Source organism: Microbacterium paraoxydans (assembly GCF_020524545.1).
Taxonomy (GTDB): Bacteria; Actinomycetota; Actinomycetes; order Actinomycetales; family Microbacteriaceae; genus Microbacterium; species Microbacterium paraoxydans_C.
In genome coordinates this window covers 16,312-34,782 of record NZ_JAIVLG010000001.1, presented here as the reverse complement: position 1 = coordinate 34,782, position 18,471 = coordinate 16,312, and the positions used below count along the sequence as shown (strand labels likewise).

16 protein-coding genes are annotated in these 18,471 nt (G+C 69.6%); 10 read left to right on the top strand and 6 right to left on the bottom strand.

Going from position 1 to position 18,471, the window contains the following annotated elements; translation table 11 throughout:
- Nucleotide 1: 1 nt before the first annotated feature.
- Nucleotides 2–298 (bottom strand): VOC family protein, encoded by a 297-nt coding sequence (locus LC041_RS00155; protein WP_308012725.1) that lies wholly within the window; start codon nt 296–298, stop codon nt 2–4.
- Between the two features lie 85 nt (nt 299–383).
- On the opposite strand from LC041_RS00155, the gene LC041_RS00150 reads away from it, so the two are divergent.
- From LC041_RS00150 to LC041_RS00130, 5 genes are all read left to right on the top strand, one after another.
- Nucleotides 384–1,649: a sensor histidine kinase gene (locus LC041_RS00150; protein ID WP_226530946.1), complete on the top strand. Its 1,266-nt coding sequence runs from the start codon at nt 384–386 to the stop codon at nt 1,647–1,649.
- Entirely contained in the window at nt 1,646–2,332 is a 687-nt protein-coding gene (locus tag LC041_RS00145; protein WP_226530945.1) for a response regulator, read from the top strand. The genes LC041_RS00150 and LC041_RS00145 overlap by 4 nt, the downstream gene beginning before the upstream one ends.
- Nucleotides 2,333–2,368: 36 nt before the next feature.
- The gene (locus LC041_RS00140) at nt 2,369–3,541 is read left to right on the top strand and encodes a benzoate/H(+) symporter BenE family transporter (RefSeq protein ID WP_226530944.1); all 1,173 of its coding nucleotides are present in this window, start codon (nt 2,369–2,371) and stop codon (nt 3,539–3,541) included.
- A 95-nt stretch (nt 3,542–3,636) separates the two neighbouring features.
- Nucleotides 3,637–4,521: an ABC transporter ATP-binding protein gene (locus LC041_RS00135; protein ID WP_226531782.1), complete on the top strand. Its 885-nt coding sequence runs from the start codon at nt 3,637–3,639 to the stop codon at nt 4,519–4,521.
- Nucleotides 4,518–5,606, top strand: coding sequence for an ABC transporter permease (locus tag LC041_RS00130; protein ID WP_226530943.1), 1,089 nt, complete (start codon nt 4,518–4,520; stop codon nt 5,604–5,606). Before LC041_RS00135 ends, LC041_RS00130 begins: the two co-directional genes overlap by 4 nt.
- A gap of 120 nt (nt 5,607–5,726) precedes the next feature.
- Here LC041_RS00130 and LC041_RS00125 read toward each other — a convergent pair whose 3' ends face one another.
- Complete coding sequence (locus LC041_RS00125; protein ID WP_226530942.1) at nt 5,727–9,197, bottom strand: proline dehydrogenase family protein; 3,471 nt, start codon at nt 9,195–9,197, stop codon at nt 5,727–5,729.
- A gap of 134 nt (nt 9,198–9,331) precedes the next feature.
- Here LC041_RS00125 and LC041_RS00120 point away from each other — a divergent pair, with 134 nt between their 5' ends.
- Together LC041_RS00120 and LC041_RS00115 are read left to right on the top strand one after the other, a co-directional pair.
- Complete coding sequence (locus LC041_RS00120) at nt 9,332–10,240, top strand: LysR substrate-binding domain-containing protein (protein ID WP_226530941.1); 909 nt, start codon at nt 9,332–9,334, stop codon at nt 10,238–10,240.
- Between the two features lie 86 nt (nt 10,241–10,326).
- Complete coding sequence (locus LC041_RS00115; protein WP_226530940.1) at nt 10,327–10,914, top strand: nitroreductase family protein; 588 nt, start codon at nt 10,327–10,329, stop codon at nt 10,912–10,914.
- A 102-nt stretch (nt 10,915–11,016) separates the two neighbouring features.
- On the opposite strand, the gene LC041_RS00110 is transcribed toward LC041_RS00115, so the two are convergent.
- Nucleotides 11,017–13,227, bottom strand: coding sequence for an ATP-dependent Clp protease ATP-binding subunit (locus LC041_RS00110; protein ID WP_226530939.1), 2,211 nt, complete (start codon nt 13,225–13,227; stop codon nt 11,017–11,019).
- Between the two features lie 98 nt (nt 13,228–13,325).
- Nucleotides 13,326–14,525, bottom strand: a complete 1,200-nt coding sequence (coaBC, locus tag LC041_RS00105; protein WP_226530938.1) for a bifunctional phosphopantothenoylcysteine decarboxylase/phosphopantothenate--cysteine ligase CoaBC — start codon at nt 14,523–14,525, stop codon at nt 13,326–13,328.
- Nucleotides 14,526–14,592: 67 nt separating this feature from the next.
- Here coaBC and LC041_RS00100 point away from each other — a divergent pair, with 67 nt between their 5' ends.
- Nucleotides 14,593–15,294 (top strand): NRDE family protein, encoded by a 702-nt coding sequence (locus tag LC041_RS00100; protein WP_226530937.1) that lies wholly within the window; start codon nt 14,593–14,595, stop codon nt 15,292–15,294.
- Between the two features lie 97 nt (nt 15,295–15,391).
- Here LC041_RS00100 and LC041_RS00095 read toward each other — a convergent pair whose 3' ends face one another.
- Nucleotides 15,392–16,366, bottom strand: a complete 975-nt coding sequence (locus tag LC041_RS00095) for a GlxA family transcriptional regulator (RefSeq protein ID WP_226530936.1) — start codon at nt 16,364–16,366, stop codon at nt 15,392–15,394.
- Nucleotides 16,367–16,453: 87 nt separating this feature from the next.
- Here LC041_RS00095 and LC041_RS00090 point away from each other — a divergent pair, with 87 nt between their 5' ends.
- On the top strand, nt 16,454–16,615 hold the full coding sequence (locus LC041_RS00090) for a hypothetical protein (RefSeq protein ID WP_226530935.1): 162 nt from the start codon (nt 16,454–16,456) through the stop codon (nt 16,613–16,615).
- A gap of 54 nt (nt 16,616–16,669) precedes the next feature.
- Nucleotides 16,670–17,185 (top strand): hypothetical protein, encoded by a 516-nt coding sequence (locus LC041_RS00085; RefSeq protein ID WP_226530934.1) that lies wholly within the window; start codon nt 16,670–16,672, stop codon nt 17,183–17,185.
- A 52-nt stretch (nt 17,186–17,237) separates the two neighbouring features.
- Here the strand turns inward: LC041_RS00085 and LC041_RS00080 are convergent, their stop codons facing one another.
- Nucleotides 17,238–18,467, bottom strand: coding sequence for a glycosyltransferase (locus tag LC041_RS00080; protein WP_226530933.1), 1,230 nt, complete (start codon nt 18,465–18,467; stop codon nt 17,238–17,240).
- Between the last annotated feature and the right edge of the window lie 4 nt (nt 18,468–18,471).

Sequence of the window (18,471 nt, the reverse complement as noted above, 5' to 3'; positions counted from 1 at the left end):
GTCAGGCCGACGCGGCGGTGTCGGCCACGTGGTCCGGGCCGTTCTCGACGGCTTCGGGCGTCATGTAGAGGAAGCCGAGCGAGTTGCCGTCCGGGTCGTCGAGGTCGCGCGAGTACATGAAGCCGTAGTCCTGCGCGGGCTTCGGCTCGACTCCACCGGCGGCCAAGCCCTTGGCGAGGATCGCGTCGACCTCCTCCCGCGAGTCCTGACTGAACGCGACCGACACCTGCAGGGCCTCGTTCGGGTCGGCGATGGGCTTGTCGGTGAACGTCGCGAAGTACTCGCGCGTGAGGATCATGAAGTAGATAGCAAGTGGCTGTCGGTGCGGAGTGATCCGTCGCCAGGGGGATGCCGCGGCCGACGCCCAGCCCTACGGTGGAAGGATGTCCGCCGCACCGTTCACCCGCACGCCGACCGAACGCGAACGGCGCAGCGACTTCTTCCTCGCGCTCGTGCTCTTCGTCGGCGCGATCCTGAGCGCCGCCCTTTCCTCGATCGCGCAGGTGTACGGCGATGAGCAGGCCGCGCTGTGGACGGCTCTCGTGTACGCGGTGGTCGTCGCCGTCCCCCTCGCCTTCCGCCGCCGCTGGCCCGGAACCGTCGCGGTGGTCGTCTCCCTCGCCTACTTCACCGCGGTCACCGTGCGGGTGCCCGAGATCTATGTCGGGAACATGGCGATGTTCATCGGCCTGTATACGGTCGGCGCCTGGATGAACGACCGCCGACGTGCACTCATCGTGCGTGTCGCCATCATCGTCGGAATGTTCGTGTGGCTGCTGATCACGATGTACCGCGACGCGATCACCGAAGCGGACAAGGCCGATGTCGTCGCGGGCGCCATGTCGCCCTACGTCGCGTTCATGCTCATCCAGATCCTGCTGAACGTGCTCTACTTCGGAGGCGCCTACTACTTCGGCGAGCGGTCGTGGGCGGCCGCGGAGCAAAGGTCGGTCCTCGAGCACCGCACGGTGGAGTTGGAGCGCGAGCGCGAGGTCACCGCGGCGCAGGCGGTCGCCCTCGATCGGGTGCGCATCGCCCGTGAGCTGCACGACGTCGTCGCCCACCACGTCTCGGTGATGGGTGTGCAAGCAGGGGCGGCGCGATTGGTGCTTGACCGCGACCCGGCCGAGGCCGCACGCATCCTCACCGGCGTCGAGGGATCGGCGCGCGACGCGATCCATGAGCTCCGTCAACTGCTGGAGACTCTGCGTGCACCCGGTGGCGAGACGACGGACACCGCCTCCACGCTCACTCTCGACGACATCGCCGAGCTCGCCGAGGCATCGGCCGAGGCGGGGCTGCCGACCGACTACGCCGTGATCGGCGAGCCCGTCCCGGTCCCCTCAGTGGTGGCGGTGAACCTGTACCGGATCGCGCAGGAGTCACTCACGAACGCCCGCCGCCATGCGGGCTCCGGTGCCACCGCGGACGTCCGCGTGCGCTACGACGACGACGGCGTCGAGGTCGAGATCGTGAATACGGGGCGCGCGGTCGCCCAGGTGCGACCCGGCCTCGGCCAGCTGGGCATGCGGGAGCGCGCCGCGGCATCCGGCGGCACGCTCGAGGTGACGCCTCGTCCGCTCGGCGGGATTCGCGTGCGCGCCAGGGTGCCGTTCCCGACCCCGGTCGCGTCGGGAGCACGCCGATGAACGGCCCGATCCGCGTGCTGCTGGTCGATGACCACGCGCTGTTGCGCGCCGGCTTCCGCACCATCCTCGACACCCAGCCCGACATCACCGTGGTGGGCGAGGCGTCGTCGGGTGCGGAGGCCGTCGCCCAGGCATCCGCTCTGCACCCCGACGTCATCACGATGGACGTGCAGATGCCCGACATGGACGGTATCGAGGCGACCAGGCGAATCGTCGCAGACCCTGCGGTCGCCGCCGCGATCGCCATCGTGACGACGTTCGACCGCGACGACTATCTGTACCAGGCGCTGGATGCGGGAGCCAGCGGCTTCCTGCTCAAGAACGCCGGGGCGGAGGACCTGATCGCCGCCGTCCGAGCACTCGCCGCCGGCGACGGGATGCTCGCGCCCGAGGTCACTCGCCGCGTGCTGGCGCGATTCTCCGCTGCCCCCGCACACCCGGTCGAGGCCCCTTCGACCGCGGGCGCCGCGAACCCGCGGCCCACCCTCGCCGAGCCGCTCACCGAGCGCGAGGCCGAGGTTCTCACGCTGCTCGCCGACGCCCGCAGCAACTCGGAGATCGCCAAGGCCCTGTTCATCGGCGAGGCGACCGTGAAGACGCACGTCTCGCGCATCCTTCAGAAGCTCGGTGCACGGGACAGGGTGCAGGCGGTGGTCCTGGCGCACCGCCTGGGTCTGGCGTGAGCATCCTGGGACTCCGCTCGCGCTAGCCTCGGAGCCATGCACGAAGCCGCACCGCTCTCCCGCCCGATCCTGGCTGGCGTGGTGACGGCGCTCGTCGGCTTCACCAGCTCATTCGCGGTCGTGCTGACCGGGCTCGACGCCGTCGGTGCGGACGCGGCGCAGGCGGCGAGCGGACTCCTCGCGGTCAGCGTCACGATGGGACTCGCGTGCGTGGTGCTCGCCTGGCGGTATCGGATGCCGATCACGGTCGCGTGGTCCACACCGGGGGCTGCGCTCCTCGTCGCGACCGGCACCGTCGAGGGTGGCTGGCCCGCGGCGGTCGGGGCGTTCCTCGTCACCGCTGCCCTGATCCTGCTCACGGCGCTCTGGCCCGCCCTCGGCGCCCTGATCGCGCGCATCCCCCCGTCGATCGCTCAGGCCATGCTCGCCGGTGTTCTCCTGCCGCTGTGCCTGGCGCCGATCACCGGTATCGTCGCCAACCCCTGGGGTGTGCTGCCGGTCGTTCTCACCTGGTTGGTGTTCGCGCGGCTGGCACCGCGCTGGGCGGTGCCTTTCGCCTTCGTGGCGGCGACCGCCGTGGTCACGGTGACACTGGTCGGGTCCGGCGCACCGTTCGACACCGCGCTCCTCCTGCCGCGTCTCGAATTCACCACCCCGACCTTCACGGTCGGCGCGCTGGTCGGCCTCGCTCTCCCCCTGTTCATCGTGACGATGGCCTCGCAGAACGTCCCGGGGATCGCGATCATGCGCAGTTTCGGATACGAGGTGCCGTGGCGTCCGGCGATGCTCGTGACCGGAGTCGGCACCGCCCTCGGGGCCACCGCCGGCGGGCACGCGATCAACCTGGCAGCGATCAGCGCCGCCCTCGCCGCCGCGCCGGATGCCGACCCCGACCCGAAGCGTCGCTGGGTCGCCGGCGTCTCGACCGGGGTGTCGTACCTCGTGCTCGCCGTGTTCTCCGCCGCGTTCGCCGCACTCGTGGTGCTCGCGCCCGCGGCGGTGATCCCCGCCGTGGCAGGACTCGCCCTGTTCGCCGCATTCGGATCGTCGGTGCAGCAGGCCATCGACGATCCCGGCGAGCGGATCCCCGCCGTGGTCACCTTCCTGGTGGCCGCCTCCGGGATCGCTGTGCTCGGCGTCAGCGCCGCGTTCTGGGCGCTGGTCGCCGGGCTCCTGGTGCGCGCGGTGCTGCACGCCGGCCGCACCTGATCCGACCTCCCCCGGAGGGGTGATTCCCCGGGCTCCCCCGCAGGGGGGATGTCGTGCCCTGCCGCGGTCCGTAGCGTGAAGGCATGACCACAGGAATGCTCGAACTCTCCGGCATCACCAAGAGCTACGGCTCTCGGCGCGTGCTCGATGACGTGTCCTTCGCGGTCGCCCCCGGGCGGCTGACCGGCTTCGTCGGCGGCAACGGCGCCGGCAAGACCACCACCATGCGCATCGTCCTCGGCCTGCTGTCTTCCGACGGCGGCGAGGTCGCCCTGGACGGGGCACCGGTCACCACCGAAGACCGCCGTCGCTTCGGGTACATGCCCGAGGAGCGCGGCCTCTATCCCAAGATGAAGGTGCTCGAGCAGATCGTGTACCTCGCGCGGCTGCACGGCTTCGGCAAGCAGGATGCCACGGACCGGGCGACGGCCCTGCTCACCGAACTGGGGCTCGGCGAACGGTTGAACGACACGATCGAGTCTCTGTCACTGGGCAACCAGCAGCGCGCGCAGATCGCCGCTTCCCTGGTGCACGATCCCGAGGTGCTGATCCTCGACGAACCGTTCTCCGGCCTCGACCCGCTCGCGGTCGACGTGGTCGCCGGGGTCCTGCAGTCCAGCGCGGCGAAGGGCGCCTCCATTCTCTTCTCGTCCCACCAGCTCGACGTGGTCGAGCGCCTGTGCGACGACCTCGTCATCCTCGCCGGCGGCACGATCCGCGCGGCCGGTTCCCGTGATGCGCTGCGCGCCGAGCACGCCCGCGACCGCTACGAACTGGTCTCGGCCGGTGACGCCGGCTGGCTCCGCACCGAACCCGGCGTGACGGTCGTCGACTTCGAGGGAGGGTACGCACTGTTCGACGCGGACGGTCCCGAGACCGCACAGCGGGTGCTCCAGTCCGCGGTGCAGCGCGGAGACGTCGCGAGCTTCGCCCCCAAGCATCCGTCCCTCGCCCAGATCTTCAAGGAGGTCATCCGATGAGCGCCCCGAACCCCGTCCGCAGCCCCAACGGCATCTGGCTCGTCGCCGAACGCGAGATCGGATCGAAGCTGCGCAGCAAGGCCTTCCTGATCTCCACCGGCATCCTCCTGGTGCTCGCCCTCGCCGGCATCATCCTCGGCGGATTCGCGAGCAAGAACACCGACACGACCCCGGTCGCCGCGACCGCCGAGACCGCGGCCGCCGTGTCCGCCATCCCGAACATCGAGGTCACCGAGGTGGCCGACCGGGCCGCAGCCGAGGAACTCCTCCGCGATGACCAGGTCGACGCCGCAGTGCTCCCGGGTGACGGGCCTTCGGGCTACACGGTCATCGCACTGCAGGATGCCCCCGGCTCACTTGTCTCGGCGCTGTCGATCTCGCCGGAGGTCGTGATCCTGGACCCGGCGACCACCAACCCCCTCCTTCGGTACTTCATCGCAATCGCCTTCGGACTCGTGTTCATGATGGCCGCGGCGACGTTCGGCGGCACGATCGCGCAGAGCGTCGTGGAGGAGAAGCAGACGCGTGTGGTCGAGGTGCTGTTGTCGGCGATCCCTGCGCGCACGCTGCTCGCCGGGAAGGTGATCGGCAACACGGTCCTGGCGATGGGGCAGATCCTCGCGCTGGCGGCGGTGGCGACCATCGGTCTGATCGTCACGGGCCAGCGCGAGGTGCTCACCACGCTCGGGTCACCGATCATCTGGTTCGCCGTCTTCTTCCTGTTCGGGTTCATCCTGCTGGCGGCGATGTTCGCGGCGGCGGCGTCGATGGTCTCGCGCCAGGAGGACATCGGCTCCACGACCACACCGATCACGATGCTGATCATGGCTCCGTACATCCTGGTGATCGTCTTCAACGACAACCCGCTGGTGCTCACGATCATGTCGTACGTGCCGTTCTCCGCTCCGGTCGGCATGCCCATGCGCCTGTTCGTCGGTGAGGCTCAGTGGTGGGAGCCGCTGCTGAGCCTGGTCATCCTGCTCGCCAGCTGCGTGGCGGCGATCGTCATCGGCGCCAAGATCTACGAGAACTCGCTCCTGCGCATGGGCTCGCGGGTCAAGCTCTCGGAGGCTCTCCGCGGCTGACACGCCGTCGGAGGTGCGAAAACGGAGACGAGCGCGCACGTCGCCTGCGTGTCAGTGCATGACTCGCAGGCGACCGCCTCGCTCGTCTCCGTTTTGGCTTCCGCGAAGATCAGCTCAGGATCAGATCACGTCGTCGCCGAGAGTGGTGGGGTTGCCGAAGCGGTGGTTCGTGATCGACACGGCCTGCTCGTGCAGGAACGGCAGCATCTCGACGCGGCCGGCGCCGGTCACGGCATGCGACCACACCGCCACGTCCGGGCTGCCCTCGAGCGCCTCGACCAGCGCCGAGGCGTCGCCACCGACCAGACGGACCCGCTGCCACGTGTTCGCCGCCTTGGCGTAGCGCTTGGTCCACGCGGCATCCGACTCGTGTTTCACGGTCACGCCCTGCGCACGCAGCACCTTCTCGATGCGGGAGGGCAACGCCGGCGCCGACACCGTGAACGGACTGCCACTGCGGAGGGCTGCGGCGAGCACGCGAATGCCGTCCGCAAGCGGAGCGTCCTCGCCGATGCGGACATCGACCGCGACCGGGCGGTAGCGGAAGAGGTTGCGCTCCACCCCGAGGCCGGACTTGTCCGACACGGCGCCGAACTCGGAGGTCCAGGCCCGCTCATCGGACGCGGCGGCGCGGTGCAGCCAGTCCACCGCGGCCCCATCGAGGTCCGCGCCCGCCGCATCCAGCAGGGCGCTGACGGCGGGCGCCACGGCGGCACCCGGGACGACCGCGGGAAGCTCCGCCGGGGCCCACTCGCCGAGACCGAAGAGGTAGTTCGGTCCGCCGGCCTTCGCGCCCGCACCCACGGCCGAGCGCTTCCAGCCGCCGAACGGCTGGCGCTGCACGATCGCCCCGGTGATGCCGCGGTTCACGTAGAGGTTGCCCGCCTCGACGCCGTCGAGCCAGGTGGCGACCTCACCGGAGTCGAGGGAGTGGATGCCGGCGGTGAGGCCGTAGTCGACCGCGTTCTGCAGCCGTAGGGCCTCATCCATGTCCTTGGCGTGCATGACGCCGAGCACCGGGCCGAAGAACTCGGTCAGGTGGAAGTACGACCCCTCACGCACACCGGTCTTCACACCGGGCGTCCATTGCCTTCCCTCGTCGTCGAGCTTTCGCGGCTCGACGAGCCAGCGCTCACCCTTCTCCAGCGTCGTGAGCGCCCTGAGCAGCTTGCCGTCGGCGGGCTCGATGATCGGGCCCATCTGGGTGGCCGGGTCGTCGGGCAGACCTACGCGCATCGAGGTGACCGCGTCGACGAGCTGACGCTCGAACCTCTTCGAGTCGGCGACGGATCCCACGAGGATCGCCAGAGACGCCGCGGAGCACTTCTGCCCGGCGTGCCCGAACGCGCTGCGGGCGACGTCGGCGGCGGCCAGGTCGAGGTCGGCCGACGGCGTGACGATGATCGCGTTCTTGCCGCTCGTCTCGGCGAGGAGGGGAAGGTCGGAGCGGAAGGAGCGGAACAGCTGCGCCGTCTCGTACGCCCCGGTGAGGATCACCCGATCCACCGCGGGTCCCGCGACCAGGCGGGTGCCGAGGTCGCGGGACGCCAGGTCGACGAGCGCGAGCAGATCACGCGGCACACCGGCGGCCCACAGCGCCTCGACCATCACGGCACCGCAGCGCTGCGTCAGCTTCGCGGGCTTGATGATGACGGCCGAGCCCGAGGCCAGCGCCGCGAGCACACCGCCGGCGGGGATCGCGACCGGGAAGTTCCACGGCGGCGTGACCACGGTGACCTTCGACGGCACGAACTCGGCACCCGACACGGTCTCGAGGTCCTTCGCGCGCTCGGCGTAGTAGTGCGCGAAGTCGATGGCCTCGCTCACCTCGGGGTCGCCTTCCGCGATGGTCTTGCCCGCCTCGTGGGCCATGATCTCCAGGAGCTGTCCGCGACGAGCCGCGAGTTCGTCCCCGGCGCGGTGCAGCACGGCGGCGCGCTCGGCCGCGGGGAGAGCCGCCCACTTCGCGGCCGCGGTGGTCGCGGCGCTGAAGATGCCGTCCAGTTCGGCTTCCGTCTCGACCTTGGCGATCGCGATCGTGTCCAGCCCCAGCGTCGATCCGACCGAGCGGCCGAGGATCGCCCGTCCCCACGCACGGTTGGCCGCGATCGCGGGATCGGTGTCGGCCTGGTTCCCGAAGCCGTCGGTCGTTCCGGTGGCGGCCTCCGCGGCGCGGTCCTGCACGCGGTGGGGACCGGGGATGAATCCGTCCTCGTCGGCCGCGAGCGCGGCCAGCGAGCGCTCGAAGCGCTCCCTCTCCCTGGTCAGCAGCGACGGGTTCGAGGCCAGCTCGAACACGGCCGACATGAAGTTCTCGGAGCTGGCGTTCTCCTCCAGACGACGCACCAGGTACGCGATCGCGACGTCGAACTCGGCCGGGTTCACGACCGGTGTGTAGAGCAGCAGGCGCCCGACGTCCTTGCGCACGGCCTCGGCCTGCCCCGTCGCCATGCCGAGCAGCATCTCGTACTCGACCAGAGGGTCCGCTCCCGTGGGATCGGCCACACCGCGTGCCTGCGCGAGCAGCCAGGTGTACGCGATGTCGAACAGGTTGTGCCCCGCGATGCCGATGCGCACGGCGTCAAGGCGCTCCGGGGTCATCGCCCAGTCGAGCACCCGCTTGTAGTTGGTGTCGGAGTCCTGCTTGGTGCCGTAGGTGGCGAGCGGCCAGCCGTGGATCGCGGCGTCGACCTCTTCCATCGCGAGGTTCGCGCCCTTGACGACGCGCACCTTGATCGGAGCTCCGCCCTTCGCGCGGCGCGCAGCGGCCCACTCCTGCAGCTGCTGCATGGCACCGAGCGCATCGGGCAGGTACGCCTGCAGCACGATGCCGGCTTCGAGGTTCTCCAGCCCCGGCTGGTCGAGGATGCTCGTGAAGGCCGCGATCGTGAGATCGAGGTCGCGGTACTCCTCCATGTCGAGGTTGATGAACTTCGCCTTGCCCTGGGCTTCGGCCCGGGCGGCGAGCTCGTAGAGCGGGATCAGCTTCTCGACGACATCCGCGACGGCCTCGTCGAACGACCACATCGAGAGCTGACTGACGACGCTCGAGACCTTGATCGAGACGTAGTCGACGTCGTCGCGGGCGAGGAAGTCACGGGTGCCGCGCAGACGGTGTCCTGCTTCGCGCTCGCCCAGCACGGCTTCGCCGAGGAGGTTCAGGTTGAGGCGGTTGCCGCTCTTGCGGAGCTTCGCAATCGCGGGGCCCAGCTTGGCGGGGGTCGCGTCGAGCACCAGGTGCCCGACCATGGCACGCAGCACGCGGCGGGAGATCGGCACGACGACGCCGGGCAGCTTCGGTGCCCAGAAGCCGCCCGTCTTGATCGCGGCGCGCAGGTACCCGGGCAGCAGACCCGGGGTGATGTCGCTCAGCTCGGCGAGCGTGCGCCCGGCGACGCGCAGATCTTCGGGGCGCATCACGCCGTCGACGAAGCCGACCGTGAACGCGAGCCCGTTCGGGTCCTTCAGCACTTCGGAGAGGCGCTGGGCTGCGGGCTCGACCGGGTGCGTCTCGCTCTCGGCGAGCCAGCGCTGGACGAGCGCGGCGACCTCTTCGGTGCGGGGGGTGGTGGTGTCGGCGGCGACAGGCATCGGTGGGACCTTCCAGGAGAGCGCACACCGGGGTTTCGTGTGCGGCTGGATCATTGTCCTGCCACTCGGTAGGCTCCGTCTATCAACCGATTCGAGTGGATTCTGTTCACTCTGACTGAACGAATGGAACGGGCGTGCTGGACGTCACTCGGCTGCGGATGCTGGTGGAGCTGTCGCGGCGCGGAACACTCTCCGCGGTCGCCGATGCGCTCTCCTACAGCAAGGCCTCGGTGTCGCAGCAGTTGAGCGCCCTGGAGCGCGATGTGGGAGTACCGCTGCTGCGCCGGGTGGGGCGCGGAGTGCAGTTCACTCCGCAGGGGAACGTCCTCGTCGCCGAGGCCATCGGCATCCTCGATCAACTCGAACACGCCGAGGTCGCGGTCGCCGAATCGCTCACCGAAGTGACCGGCACCGTGCGCATCGCGGTGTTCCAGTCGACGGCGCACTCCCTTCTCCCCCGTGCCCTTCGGGCCCTGAAGGACCGGCATCCCGCGTTGCGCGTCGAGGTCACCGAGTGCGACCCGGAGACCGGCCTGGTCGGGGTGTCCAGCCGAGACTTCGACCTGATCCTCGCCGAGCAGTACCCCGGACGCACCCGACCGATCCACGCGGATCTCGACAGAGTGGAGCTCGCCCACGATGCGATCGCGCTGGCCCGGCGTCCCGGGGCCCCGCCACCGGCGGACGCGTTCGCCGCCCTGTGGTCGACCCGCGCGGAGCCCTGGGTTCTCGAACCCGCCGGCACCGCCTCGCGAGCCTGGGCGGAACAGCTGTGCCGCACCGCCGGGTTCGAGCCGGACGTGCGCTACGAGATCGCCGATCTCACGGCGCATGTGCGACTGATCCACGCAGGACTCGCCGTCGGTCTGCTGCCGGATCTGGTGTGGGCGGGCGACACCCCGACGGTCGACCTCGCCCCGCTTCCCCACGACCCGCGGCGCGAGATCTTCTCCTCCGCGCGACGCGTGTCGGCGGATGCCCCGTCGATCCGCGCGGTCCGCAACGCGCTGACCGATGCGGCCACGCACAACCTCCCGGACTGAGTCGGGAATATGCATGCACATGCATCTGTTCGGTTCCGTGTACCCGGACGATGGAGTCCGATCCCCTCCATCCGAAAGGCACTTCTGTGAGCACCCCTGTCATCGACCGCACCGCACCGACCGAGCACCCCGTTCTCGACGTCCTCGCCGGCCGCTGGAGCCCCCGCGCTTTCGACGCGCAGAACACGATCGACGAGGCGAAGCTCGCCACCGCGCTCGAAGCGGCCCGCTGGAGCCCGTCCGCCAACAACACTCAGCCTTGGCGCTTCATCGTCGCCCGTCGCGGCACCGCCCTGCACGCCCAGGTGGTGGACGCGCTGATGGGCTTCAACCAGGCCTGGGCGGGCAACGCCGCTGTGCTCGTCGTCGCCGTCGCTGAGACCGCCACCGCCGACGGCACCCCCATCACGCACGCCCTCTACGACCTCGGCCAGGCCGTGGCGCACTTCTCCGTGCAAGCCCACCACGACGGCCTGCTCGTGCACCAGATGAGCGGCTTCGACCCCGAGGTCGTGCGCGAGTTCGCCGACCTCGAGCCACGCTTCGTCCCGGTCACGGTCTTCGCGGTCGGCGAGTTCGGCGACGTGACCGCACTCCCCGAGGTGTTGCAGGAGCGCGAAGTCGCCCCGCGCGTGCGTCGCCCCATCGCCGAGACGGTCATCCTCAGCGCCTGACGACGTCGCGCAGAAGGAGAACTCACGCTTTGAAGGAGGCCTTGAGCCATCTCCTCCTTCGTAGCGTGAGTTCTCCTTCAGGCACCGGCGACCCTCGGGGCCTCAGTCGTCGAGCAGCTCCGCCTCGACCACCTCATCGTCCTCGGGCTCCGACTCGGGTGTCGTCGCGGTGAGCACGAGGCCGGACCCATCCGCGGCCACATCGACTCGCACCGTGTCGCCGTCGTGCACGCCGCCCGAGAGCAGCGCGGTCGCCAGCTTGTTCTGCACCTCGCTCTGGATGAGGCGACGCAGCGGCCTCGCCCCGAACATCGGGTCGTAGCCGCGCTCGGCGAGCCACGCACGCGCATCGGGGGTGACCGCGAGCGTGAGCCGACGGTCGTGCAGCCGGTCGTGCAGCTGGTCGACGGAGAGCTCCACGATCTGCGCGAGATCGTCTTCGCTCAGCGCCGAGAACATCACGATGTCGTCGAGGCGGTTCAAGAACTCCGGTCGGAACGCCTGCCGCACGAGCGCCATGACCTGATCGCGCTTCTCATCCGGTCCGAGCACCGGGTCGATCAGGATCGGCGATCCCAGGTTCGACGTGAGGATCAGGATCACGTTCGAGAAGTCGACCGTGCGCCCCTGACCGTCGGTCAGACGTCCGTCGTCGAGCACCTGCAGCAGCACGTCGAACACCTCGGGGTGCGCCTTCTCGACCTCGTCGAGCAGAATCACGCTGTACGGGCGACGACGCACGGCCTCGGTCAGCTGCCCGCCCTGCTCGTAGCCGACGTACCCCGGAGGGGCACCGACGAGCCGGGAGACCGAGTGCTTCTCGCCGTATTCCGACATGTCGATGCGCACCATGGCATGCTCGTCGTCGAACAGGAACTCCGCGAGCGCCTTGGCCAGCTCCGTCTTTCCGACACCCGTGGGGCCGAGGAACAGGAACGAGCCGGTCGGGCGACCGGGGTCGCTGATCCCGGCACGGGAGCGGCGCACGGCGTCGGACACGGCCTTGACGGCGTCCTTCTGTCCGATCAGTCGCTTGCCGAGCTCGTTCTCCAGGTGCAGCAGCTTCTCGCTTTCGCCCTGCAGCAGTCGGCCGACCGGGATCCCGGTCCATGCGGCGATCACGGCGGCGATGTCCTCTTCGGTGACCTGCTCGTTGACCATGCGCGGTTCGGCGGGCGTCGCGGCTTCGGCCTGTTCCGCCTCGGCGATATCGCGCTCGAGGCGCTTGATGGTCTCGTACTCGAGCTTCGAGGCCTTGGTGTAGTCCGCGTTGCGCATCGCGAGATCGCGCTGGGTGATCGCGTCGTCGAGCTGCTTCTTCAACTCACCGACCCGGTTCAGGCCCTGCCGCTCTCGTGCCCATCGGGACTCCAGGCCGGCGAGTTCCTTCTCCATCTCGACGAGGTGCTCGCGAAGGACGCCGAGGCGCTCCTTGGAGGCGGCATCCTTCTCCCGTTTGAGCGCGAGTTCTTCGAGCTTCATCCGGTCGACCTGGCGCTTGAGCTGGTCGATCTCCACGGGCGAGGAGTCGATCTCCATCTTGAGCCGGGACATCGACTCGTCGATCAGGTCGATCGCCTTGTCGGGGAGCTGTCGGGCCGGCAGGTACCGGTTCGACAGTGCCGCGGCCGCCACGAGGGCGCTGTCGGAGATCGTGACCCCGTGGTGCGCTTCATAGCGCCCCTTGAGGCCGCGGAGGATCGCGATGGTGTCCTCGACCGTGGGCTCGCCGACATAGACCTGCTGGAAGCGACGCTCCAGGGCAGCGTCCTTTTCGATGAACTCGCGGTACTCGTTGAGCGTGGTGGCGCCGATGAGCCGCAGCTCGCCACGAGCCAGCATCGGCTTGAGCATGTTGGAGGCGGCGACGGACCCTTCGCCCCCGCCTGCGCCCATCAGCACGTGCAGCTCGTCGATGAACGTGATGACCTGCCCGTCGGACTCGGTGATCTCCTTGAGCACCTGCTTCAGCCGCTCCTCGAACTGCCCGCGGTACATGGCACCGGCCACCAGGGCGGAGATGTCGAGGGTGACCAGCTCCTTGTCCTTGAGGGACTCGGCGACGTCGCCGGCGACGATGCGCTGGGCGAGGCCTTCCACGACCGCTGTCTTGCCGACGCCTGGTTCACCGATGAGCACGGGGTTGTTCTTCGTGCGGCGGGTGAGGACCTGGCTGACTCGACGGATCTCGCTGTCGCGTCCGATCACGGGGTCGAGCTTGCCCTGGCGGGCGCGGTCGGTGAGGTTGATGCCGAACTGCTCGAGGGCGGATTGCTGTTCCTGGTTCTGGCTACCGGTCTGCGGGGTGGTCATGCGCTCCTCCTGGAGATGCTCCTTCTGGTCGTCTCCCACTTCCCGGTTCGGAAGCGGGGATCAAAGTTGAGTGGCGTTGACTCAAGTTTAGCATTCCTTCAGCGTTCGCGTGCGATCGCATCCCAGATCGCGGTCGCGACCGCGCGCTTCGAACCGGATGCGCTGCCGGCATCGTGGCCGTTCGGCCCGAGAATGTGGACGGCGTTGTCGGGACCCTCGAATCCCCTCTCCCAGCCCACCTCGTTCACGATGAGCAGATCCACGCCCTTGCGCTGCTGCTTGCGGCGAGCGCGTGCAAGGAGTTCCGACGCGTTCTCCGGCGTCTCCGCGGCGAACCCGACGACGAGCTGACCGGGCCGCCGGCTCGATGCGAGAGCCGCGACGATGTCCTCGTTCTCCACCAGCTCGATGGCCGGGATCCCCCCACCCTCCTTGGTGAGCTTGCGCTCCGACACCGCGGCCGGTCGGTAGTCCGCCACGGCGGCAGCCATCACGAGAACATCGGCGGGAGCGGACTCCCGCTTCATCGCCTCGGAGAGCTCCGCCGCCGTCCCGACCGGCACGATACGGATCGACGGGTGCCGCACCTCGGCGAGCACCTCGCCCGAGATGTTGGCCGACACCAGTGTCACCTCGGCACCTCGAGCGGCCGCCTCCGCAGCGAGGGCAGCGCCCTGTCTGCCGCTGGAGCGGTTGCCGAGGAAGCGCACCGGGTCGATCGGCTCACGGGTACCGCCCGCCGAGACCACCACACGCACACCGCTGAGGTCCCCGGGAATCATCAGCGCCTGCGCGGCGGCGAAGATCTCCTCGGGTTCCGACATCCGACCGGGACCGCTGTCGCCGCCGGCGAGCTCCCCGTCCGCGGGGCCGACGATGTGCACGCCACGCTCCCGCAGCGTCGCGATGTTCGCCTGCGTCGCCCGGTTCCGCCACATCTCCGCGTGCATCGCCGGGGCGATCAGCACCGCGGCCTCGCTGGCGAGCAGGGTCGTACCGAGAAGGTCGTCGGCGAGTCCGGCTGCCAGCTTGGCGATCGAGTTCGCCGTGGCCGGCGCGACGATCACCAACTCGGCATTCTGTCCCAGGGCCACGTGCCGCACTTTCGCGACGTCGTCGTGCACGCTCGTGGTGACCGCATGACGACTGATCGCCTCCCAGGTCGGCAGCCCCACGAAGCGCAAGGCGTCTTCCGTTGGCACCACGGTCACGTCGTGACCGCCCTTCGTGAGCAGGCGCACCAGATGCACCGTCTTGTACGCGGCGATGCCGCCCGTGACTCCGACCACGATGTTCACGTCTCGATTCTGCCCCAGCATCCACCGCCATGGGCCGACACCTCACCCTCGACCTAGACTTGGTCTCGTGTGCACGGTTGTCATCGACGTCGAGCGGGCCGGATCCGCACGACTTCTCGCGGTCCGCGACGAAGATCCGCTGCGGGCCTGGGACTCCCTCGGGGCCTGGTGGCCTGAGGACCACCCGGGCGTGATCGGCATCCGCGACCGTCGAGCCGGTGGCGCGTGGCTCGCGGCGAATCCCTCCGAACGCCGACTCGCCGTGCTGCTGAACCGTGCGGACGTGAGCGGCCTCCCCGATGCCCAGGCCGTCTCCCGCGGCTCCCTGGCGCTGGAGTCGGTGCGAGGGCGCTCCCCCGTCGCCCCGCTGTCCATGCACGGCTTCAACCTGCTCGAGGTGGGTCCCGAAGGCGCGCGCGTGCTGTCGTGGGACGGTGTCGAACTGCGCGAGACACCCATCGAACCCGGCACGCACATGATCGCGCACGACGACCTCGACGATGCGACGACCCCGCGGATCGAGGCGTGGCTGCCGGAGTTCCGCGCCTTGGGCCCGACTGCCGACAGCGCCGACTGGACGGCCGAGTGGACCGCGCTCCTCGCCTCCTCCGCTGAACTCCCCCCGGAAGACGACCGGGCCATCATCCGCGACAACCGTCCGCACGGCTATCCCACCCAGTCCCTGCTGTACTGCATCGCCTCCGTGACACCCGAGAGCGTCGAGGTCCGCGACGTGACCCTTCCCTCCCCCGCACACTGGGCCGAGTAGCCCCGCGCGCGGACTCCGCCTCTTGCGGGATCAAAAACGCGCCTGATTCCCTTCTCCGCGATCCCTTTTCGATCCCGCGACGCGGCCACAGCAGGGGTCAGGCGGCGGGGACCCTTGGTTCGTCGACGCAGGAGAATCGCGCGCGGTAGGCGGTGGGGGTGAGGCCGAGGACGCGGGCGAAGTTCTGCCGCAGCACCGCCGCCGACCCGAAGCCGCATTCATCCGCGATGTGCTCGAGCGGAAGGCCGGTGCGCTCCAGCATCCGCTGCGCATGGATGATCCGCTGGCGGGCCAGCCAGGCCGCGGGGGTGGCTCCGTACTCGGCCTTGAACCGCCGAGCGAAGGTACGCGATGACATCAGCGCCCTGGCGGCGAGCTGGTCGACACCGAGATCGTCCCGCAGGTGCTCGACCGCCCAGTCCGCGACCGCGGCGAGCGAGTCGGTGGGGACCTGCGGGATCGGTCGGTCGATGAACTGCGCCTGCCCGCCGTCACGCTGCGGCGGAACGACCATGCGCCGCGCGATGCGGTTGGTGAGCTCGGCGCCCACTTCCTGTCGGAGCAGATGCAGACAGGCGTCGATACCCGCAGCCGTGCCCGCACTGGTGATGACCTTCCCGTCCTGCACGAACAGCACGTCGGGATCGATGTCGATCTGCGGATACATGGCGGCCATGACGTCGGCGTACTTCCAGTGCGTGGTCGCTCGGCGGCCGTCGAGCACCCCGGCTGCCGCGAGGATGAAGGATCCGCTGCAGACGCTCATCACCCAGGCGCCGCGCGCGACGGCCCGCCTGGCGAGGTCGAGCAGCAACGGGTCGACGTCACCCCAGCGCTCCCGCGGAAGCGGGCAGAACACCACCAGATCCGCCTCATGGGCGAACGTCAGGTCGTGCTCGACGTTGACCGAGAAGCCGATCTTCGACGCCACGACGCCCGTGCGGGGGGCGACGATGCGGAAGTCGAAGTTCGGAACTCCGTCGTCGGCGCGATCGAGGCCGAACGCCTCGCACGCAACGCCGAACTCGAAGGGGGCGAACCCGTCCTGGATGACGCAGGCGACCGTCTTCATGTGCACGCTCCTGAATGGCAGTTTTCTTACGCTCAGAGTCTCCTCTGCCACTCGTGGCGGTTCAACACTGAACGTAGCGTTTCTGCCATGGTACTCGTCATCGCACTTCTCGTCCTCGCTGCGTGGGCGACGATCGCCACGTTCGTCGAGCTCCGCCGCGACGGCCACCGCCGCGTCCCGACCGACTGGAGACGCGTCGCCGGGCGCGACCTCCACCAGGAAGCCGAGTCCGGGCACATCTACCGCTGACCCGGGACGCCGGGCATCGCACACGAACGGAGCGTCGGGGCTACGCTCGAGGTCATGAGCGAGCCCGTGCAGCCTCCTGTTCCGCCTTCCGGACACGACCTCCCGGTCACTCCTGCGGCACCGCCCGCTGCGCCGCTGCCCGCTGCACCTCAGTACCCCACCGCTGCGCAGGGGTATCCGAGCACTCCCCCGTATCCGGCAGTGGCCCCCGGGCCGCAGGGATATCCGATGGCCGCGTCCGCCGCACCGGCGCCCCGCCGCGAGAGCAATCCGCTCGCTCGCGCGGCCTTCATCATCGCCGTGGCCACCTTCGCGATCAACCTGTTCGGATCCATCGCGCGGCCGTTCGTCTACAGCGGCGACGGCGGATATGAGTTCATGCTCGCTTTCGACAACGGGATCGGCATCCTGAGCTTCTTCCTCTATGTCGTGGCGCTGATCCTGGGGCTGATCGCGGTGCGCCGCGCCGGATCGAGACTGCTGACCGGGATGGCGATCGGCATCGCGGCGGTCGGTGCCATCGGGTTCCTCTTCACCAGCATCGCCTTCACGCTGCTCCGGTTCTTCTGACAGCGGATGGCGTCAACGCGTCACCTCGACGTGCGCTCGACACCGTGAGACCTCAGCGCCTCGCGAGCACCCGATCGTAGATGGCGACCATCGCGGCCGTGCGCGAGGACTGCCGGAACGCCTCGGCGACCTCGGGAACCGGAACCGGAGCGGTGCCGCCCGCGATGTCGGAGGCGGCACGGCGCAAGGTCCCGGCGAGCGCGGCGACCCGCTCCGCCTCGATGTCCCGGCCGGACGTCGCGGCATCGGTGTCCGGTACCGCCCAGAGCCCACCACCGAGTTCCGCGGCGATGTCGGGGTCGCAGATCACGGAGGGCGTCCCGAGCGTGGCCGCCTCGAAGGGTGTCATGCCCTGGGTCTCGAAGCCGATCGACGTCTGCACGAGCGCATCGGCGGCGGCGATCCGCTCCAGCGTCTGCGCATAGGTCAGCCGTCCGGCGAACCGGATGCCGTCGTGCCCGCGGACGACCTTCTCCGCAGCCGCGCGCTGAGCGCCGCCGCCGATGATCTCCAGCTCCGCATCGACGCCGGCGACGACGAAGGCCTCCAGGAACGGAAGCAGGCGCTTCTCGGGACTCATCCGCCCGAGCCACACGAATCGCGGTCGCCCCGGCTCCCGGCTCGCGGGGCGCGCGGCGAGCGTCTGTGCACGGAGCTCGTCGTCGATGCCGTTCCAGACCACGTCGACGTGCGGGAAGACGTCGTGCTGCTCCAGGCGCCGGGCGAAGTGCGTCGACGGAGCGGTCACGGCCGATGCTCCGGCAGCGAGACCGCGCAGGAACGCCCACCCGTCCCTGCCCTGCACCGGTCGTCCGATGCCGCGCATCGCGATGCCGCGCCACGCGTTCAGCACCGCGAGCACGGGCCGGTGCAGCGGGGTGACCGCGGCGATCCCGACATCCACGCGGTTGTGCATGGTGTGCACGACAGGGAGCCCGTGCCGCTGCGCATAGCGGTGCCCGATGAACGCGCCCCAGAAGTCGGCCTGCACGTGCACCAGGTCGACGGGCGGACGTCGGGTCATGGCCCGGTCGAGGAAACGGTCGGTCGCCCGGCCCGGCCAGCTCATCGAGTACTCGCGGTCCACCGTGATCGGCATCGACGGCAGATCGATGTAGGCGCCGCCGTGAGAGCCGGAGGACGCCCGCGATCCATGCATACTCGGCGCGACGACCGTGACGGTGTGCCCGGCTCGTTCGAGGAACTCGCGCTGGAGTCGCATCGACACCTGCGCGCCGCCGAGCGAGTCGAGGTGCTGATCGCCGAAGAAGACGATGTGCATGACC

Bases quoted from the DNA above. Each gene is read 5' to 3' on its own strand.
- LC041_RS00130 (WP_226530943.1), top strand. From the start codon at position 4,518: ATGAGCGCCCCGAACCCCGTCCGCAGCCCCAACGGCATCTGGCTCGTC.
- LC041_RS00155 (WP_308012725.1), bottom strand. From the start codon at position 298: ATGATCCTCACGCGCGAGTACTTCGCGACGTTCACCGACAAGCCCATC.
- LC041_RS00090 (WP_226530935.1), top strand. From the start codon at position 16,454: ATGGTACTCGTCATCGCACTTCTCGTCCTCGCTGCGTGGGCGACGATC.
- LC041_RS00080 (WP_226530933.1), bottom strand. From the start codon at position 18,467: ATGCACATCGTCTTCTTCGGCGATCAGCACCTCGACTCGCTCGGCGGC.
- LC041_RS00110 (WP_226530939.1), bottom strand. From the start codon at position 13,227: ATGACCACCCCGCAGACCGGTAGCCAGAACCAGGAACAGCAATCCGCC.
- LC041_RS00135 (WP_226531782.1), top strand. From the start codon at position 3,637: ATGCTCGAACTCTCCGGCATCACCAAGAGCTACGGCTCTCGGCGCGTG.
- LC041_RS00140 (WP_226530944.1), top strand. From the start codon at position 2,369: ATGCACGAAGCCGCACCGCTCTCCCGCCCGATCCTGGCTGGCGTGGTG.
- LC041_RS00095 (WP_226530936.1), bottom strand. From the start codon at position 16,366: ATGAAGACGGTCGCCTGCGTCATCCAGGACGGGTTCGCCCCCTTCGAG.
- LC041_RS00085 (WP_226530934.1), top strand. From the start codon at position 16,670: ATGAGCGAGCCCGTGCAGCCTCCTGTTCCGCCTTCCGGACACGACCTC.
- LC041_RS00150 (WP_226530946.1), top strand. From the start codon at position 384: ATGTCCGCCGCACCGTTCACCCGCACGCCGACCGAACGCGAACGGCGC.
- LC041_RS00125 (WP_226530942.1), bottom strand. From the start codon at position 9,197: ATGCCTGTCGCCGCCGACACCACCACCCCCCGCACCGAAGAGGTCGCC.
- LC041_RS00145 (WP_226530945.1), top strand. From the start codon at position 1,646: ATGAACGGCCCGATCCGCGTGCTGCTGGTCGATGACCACGCGCTGTTG.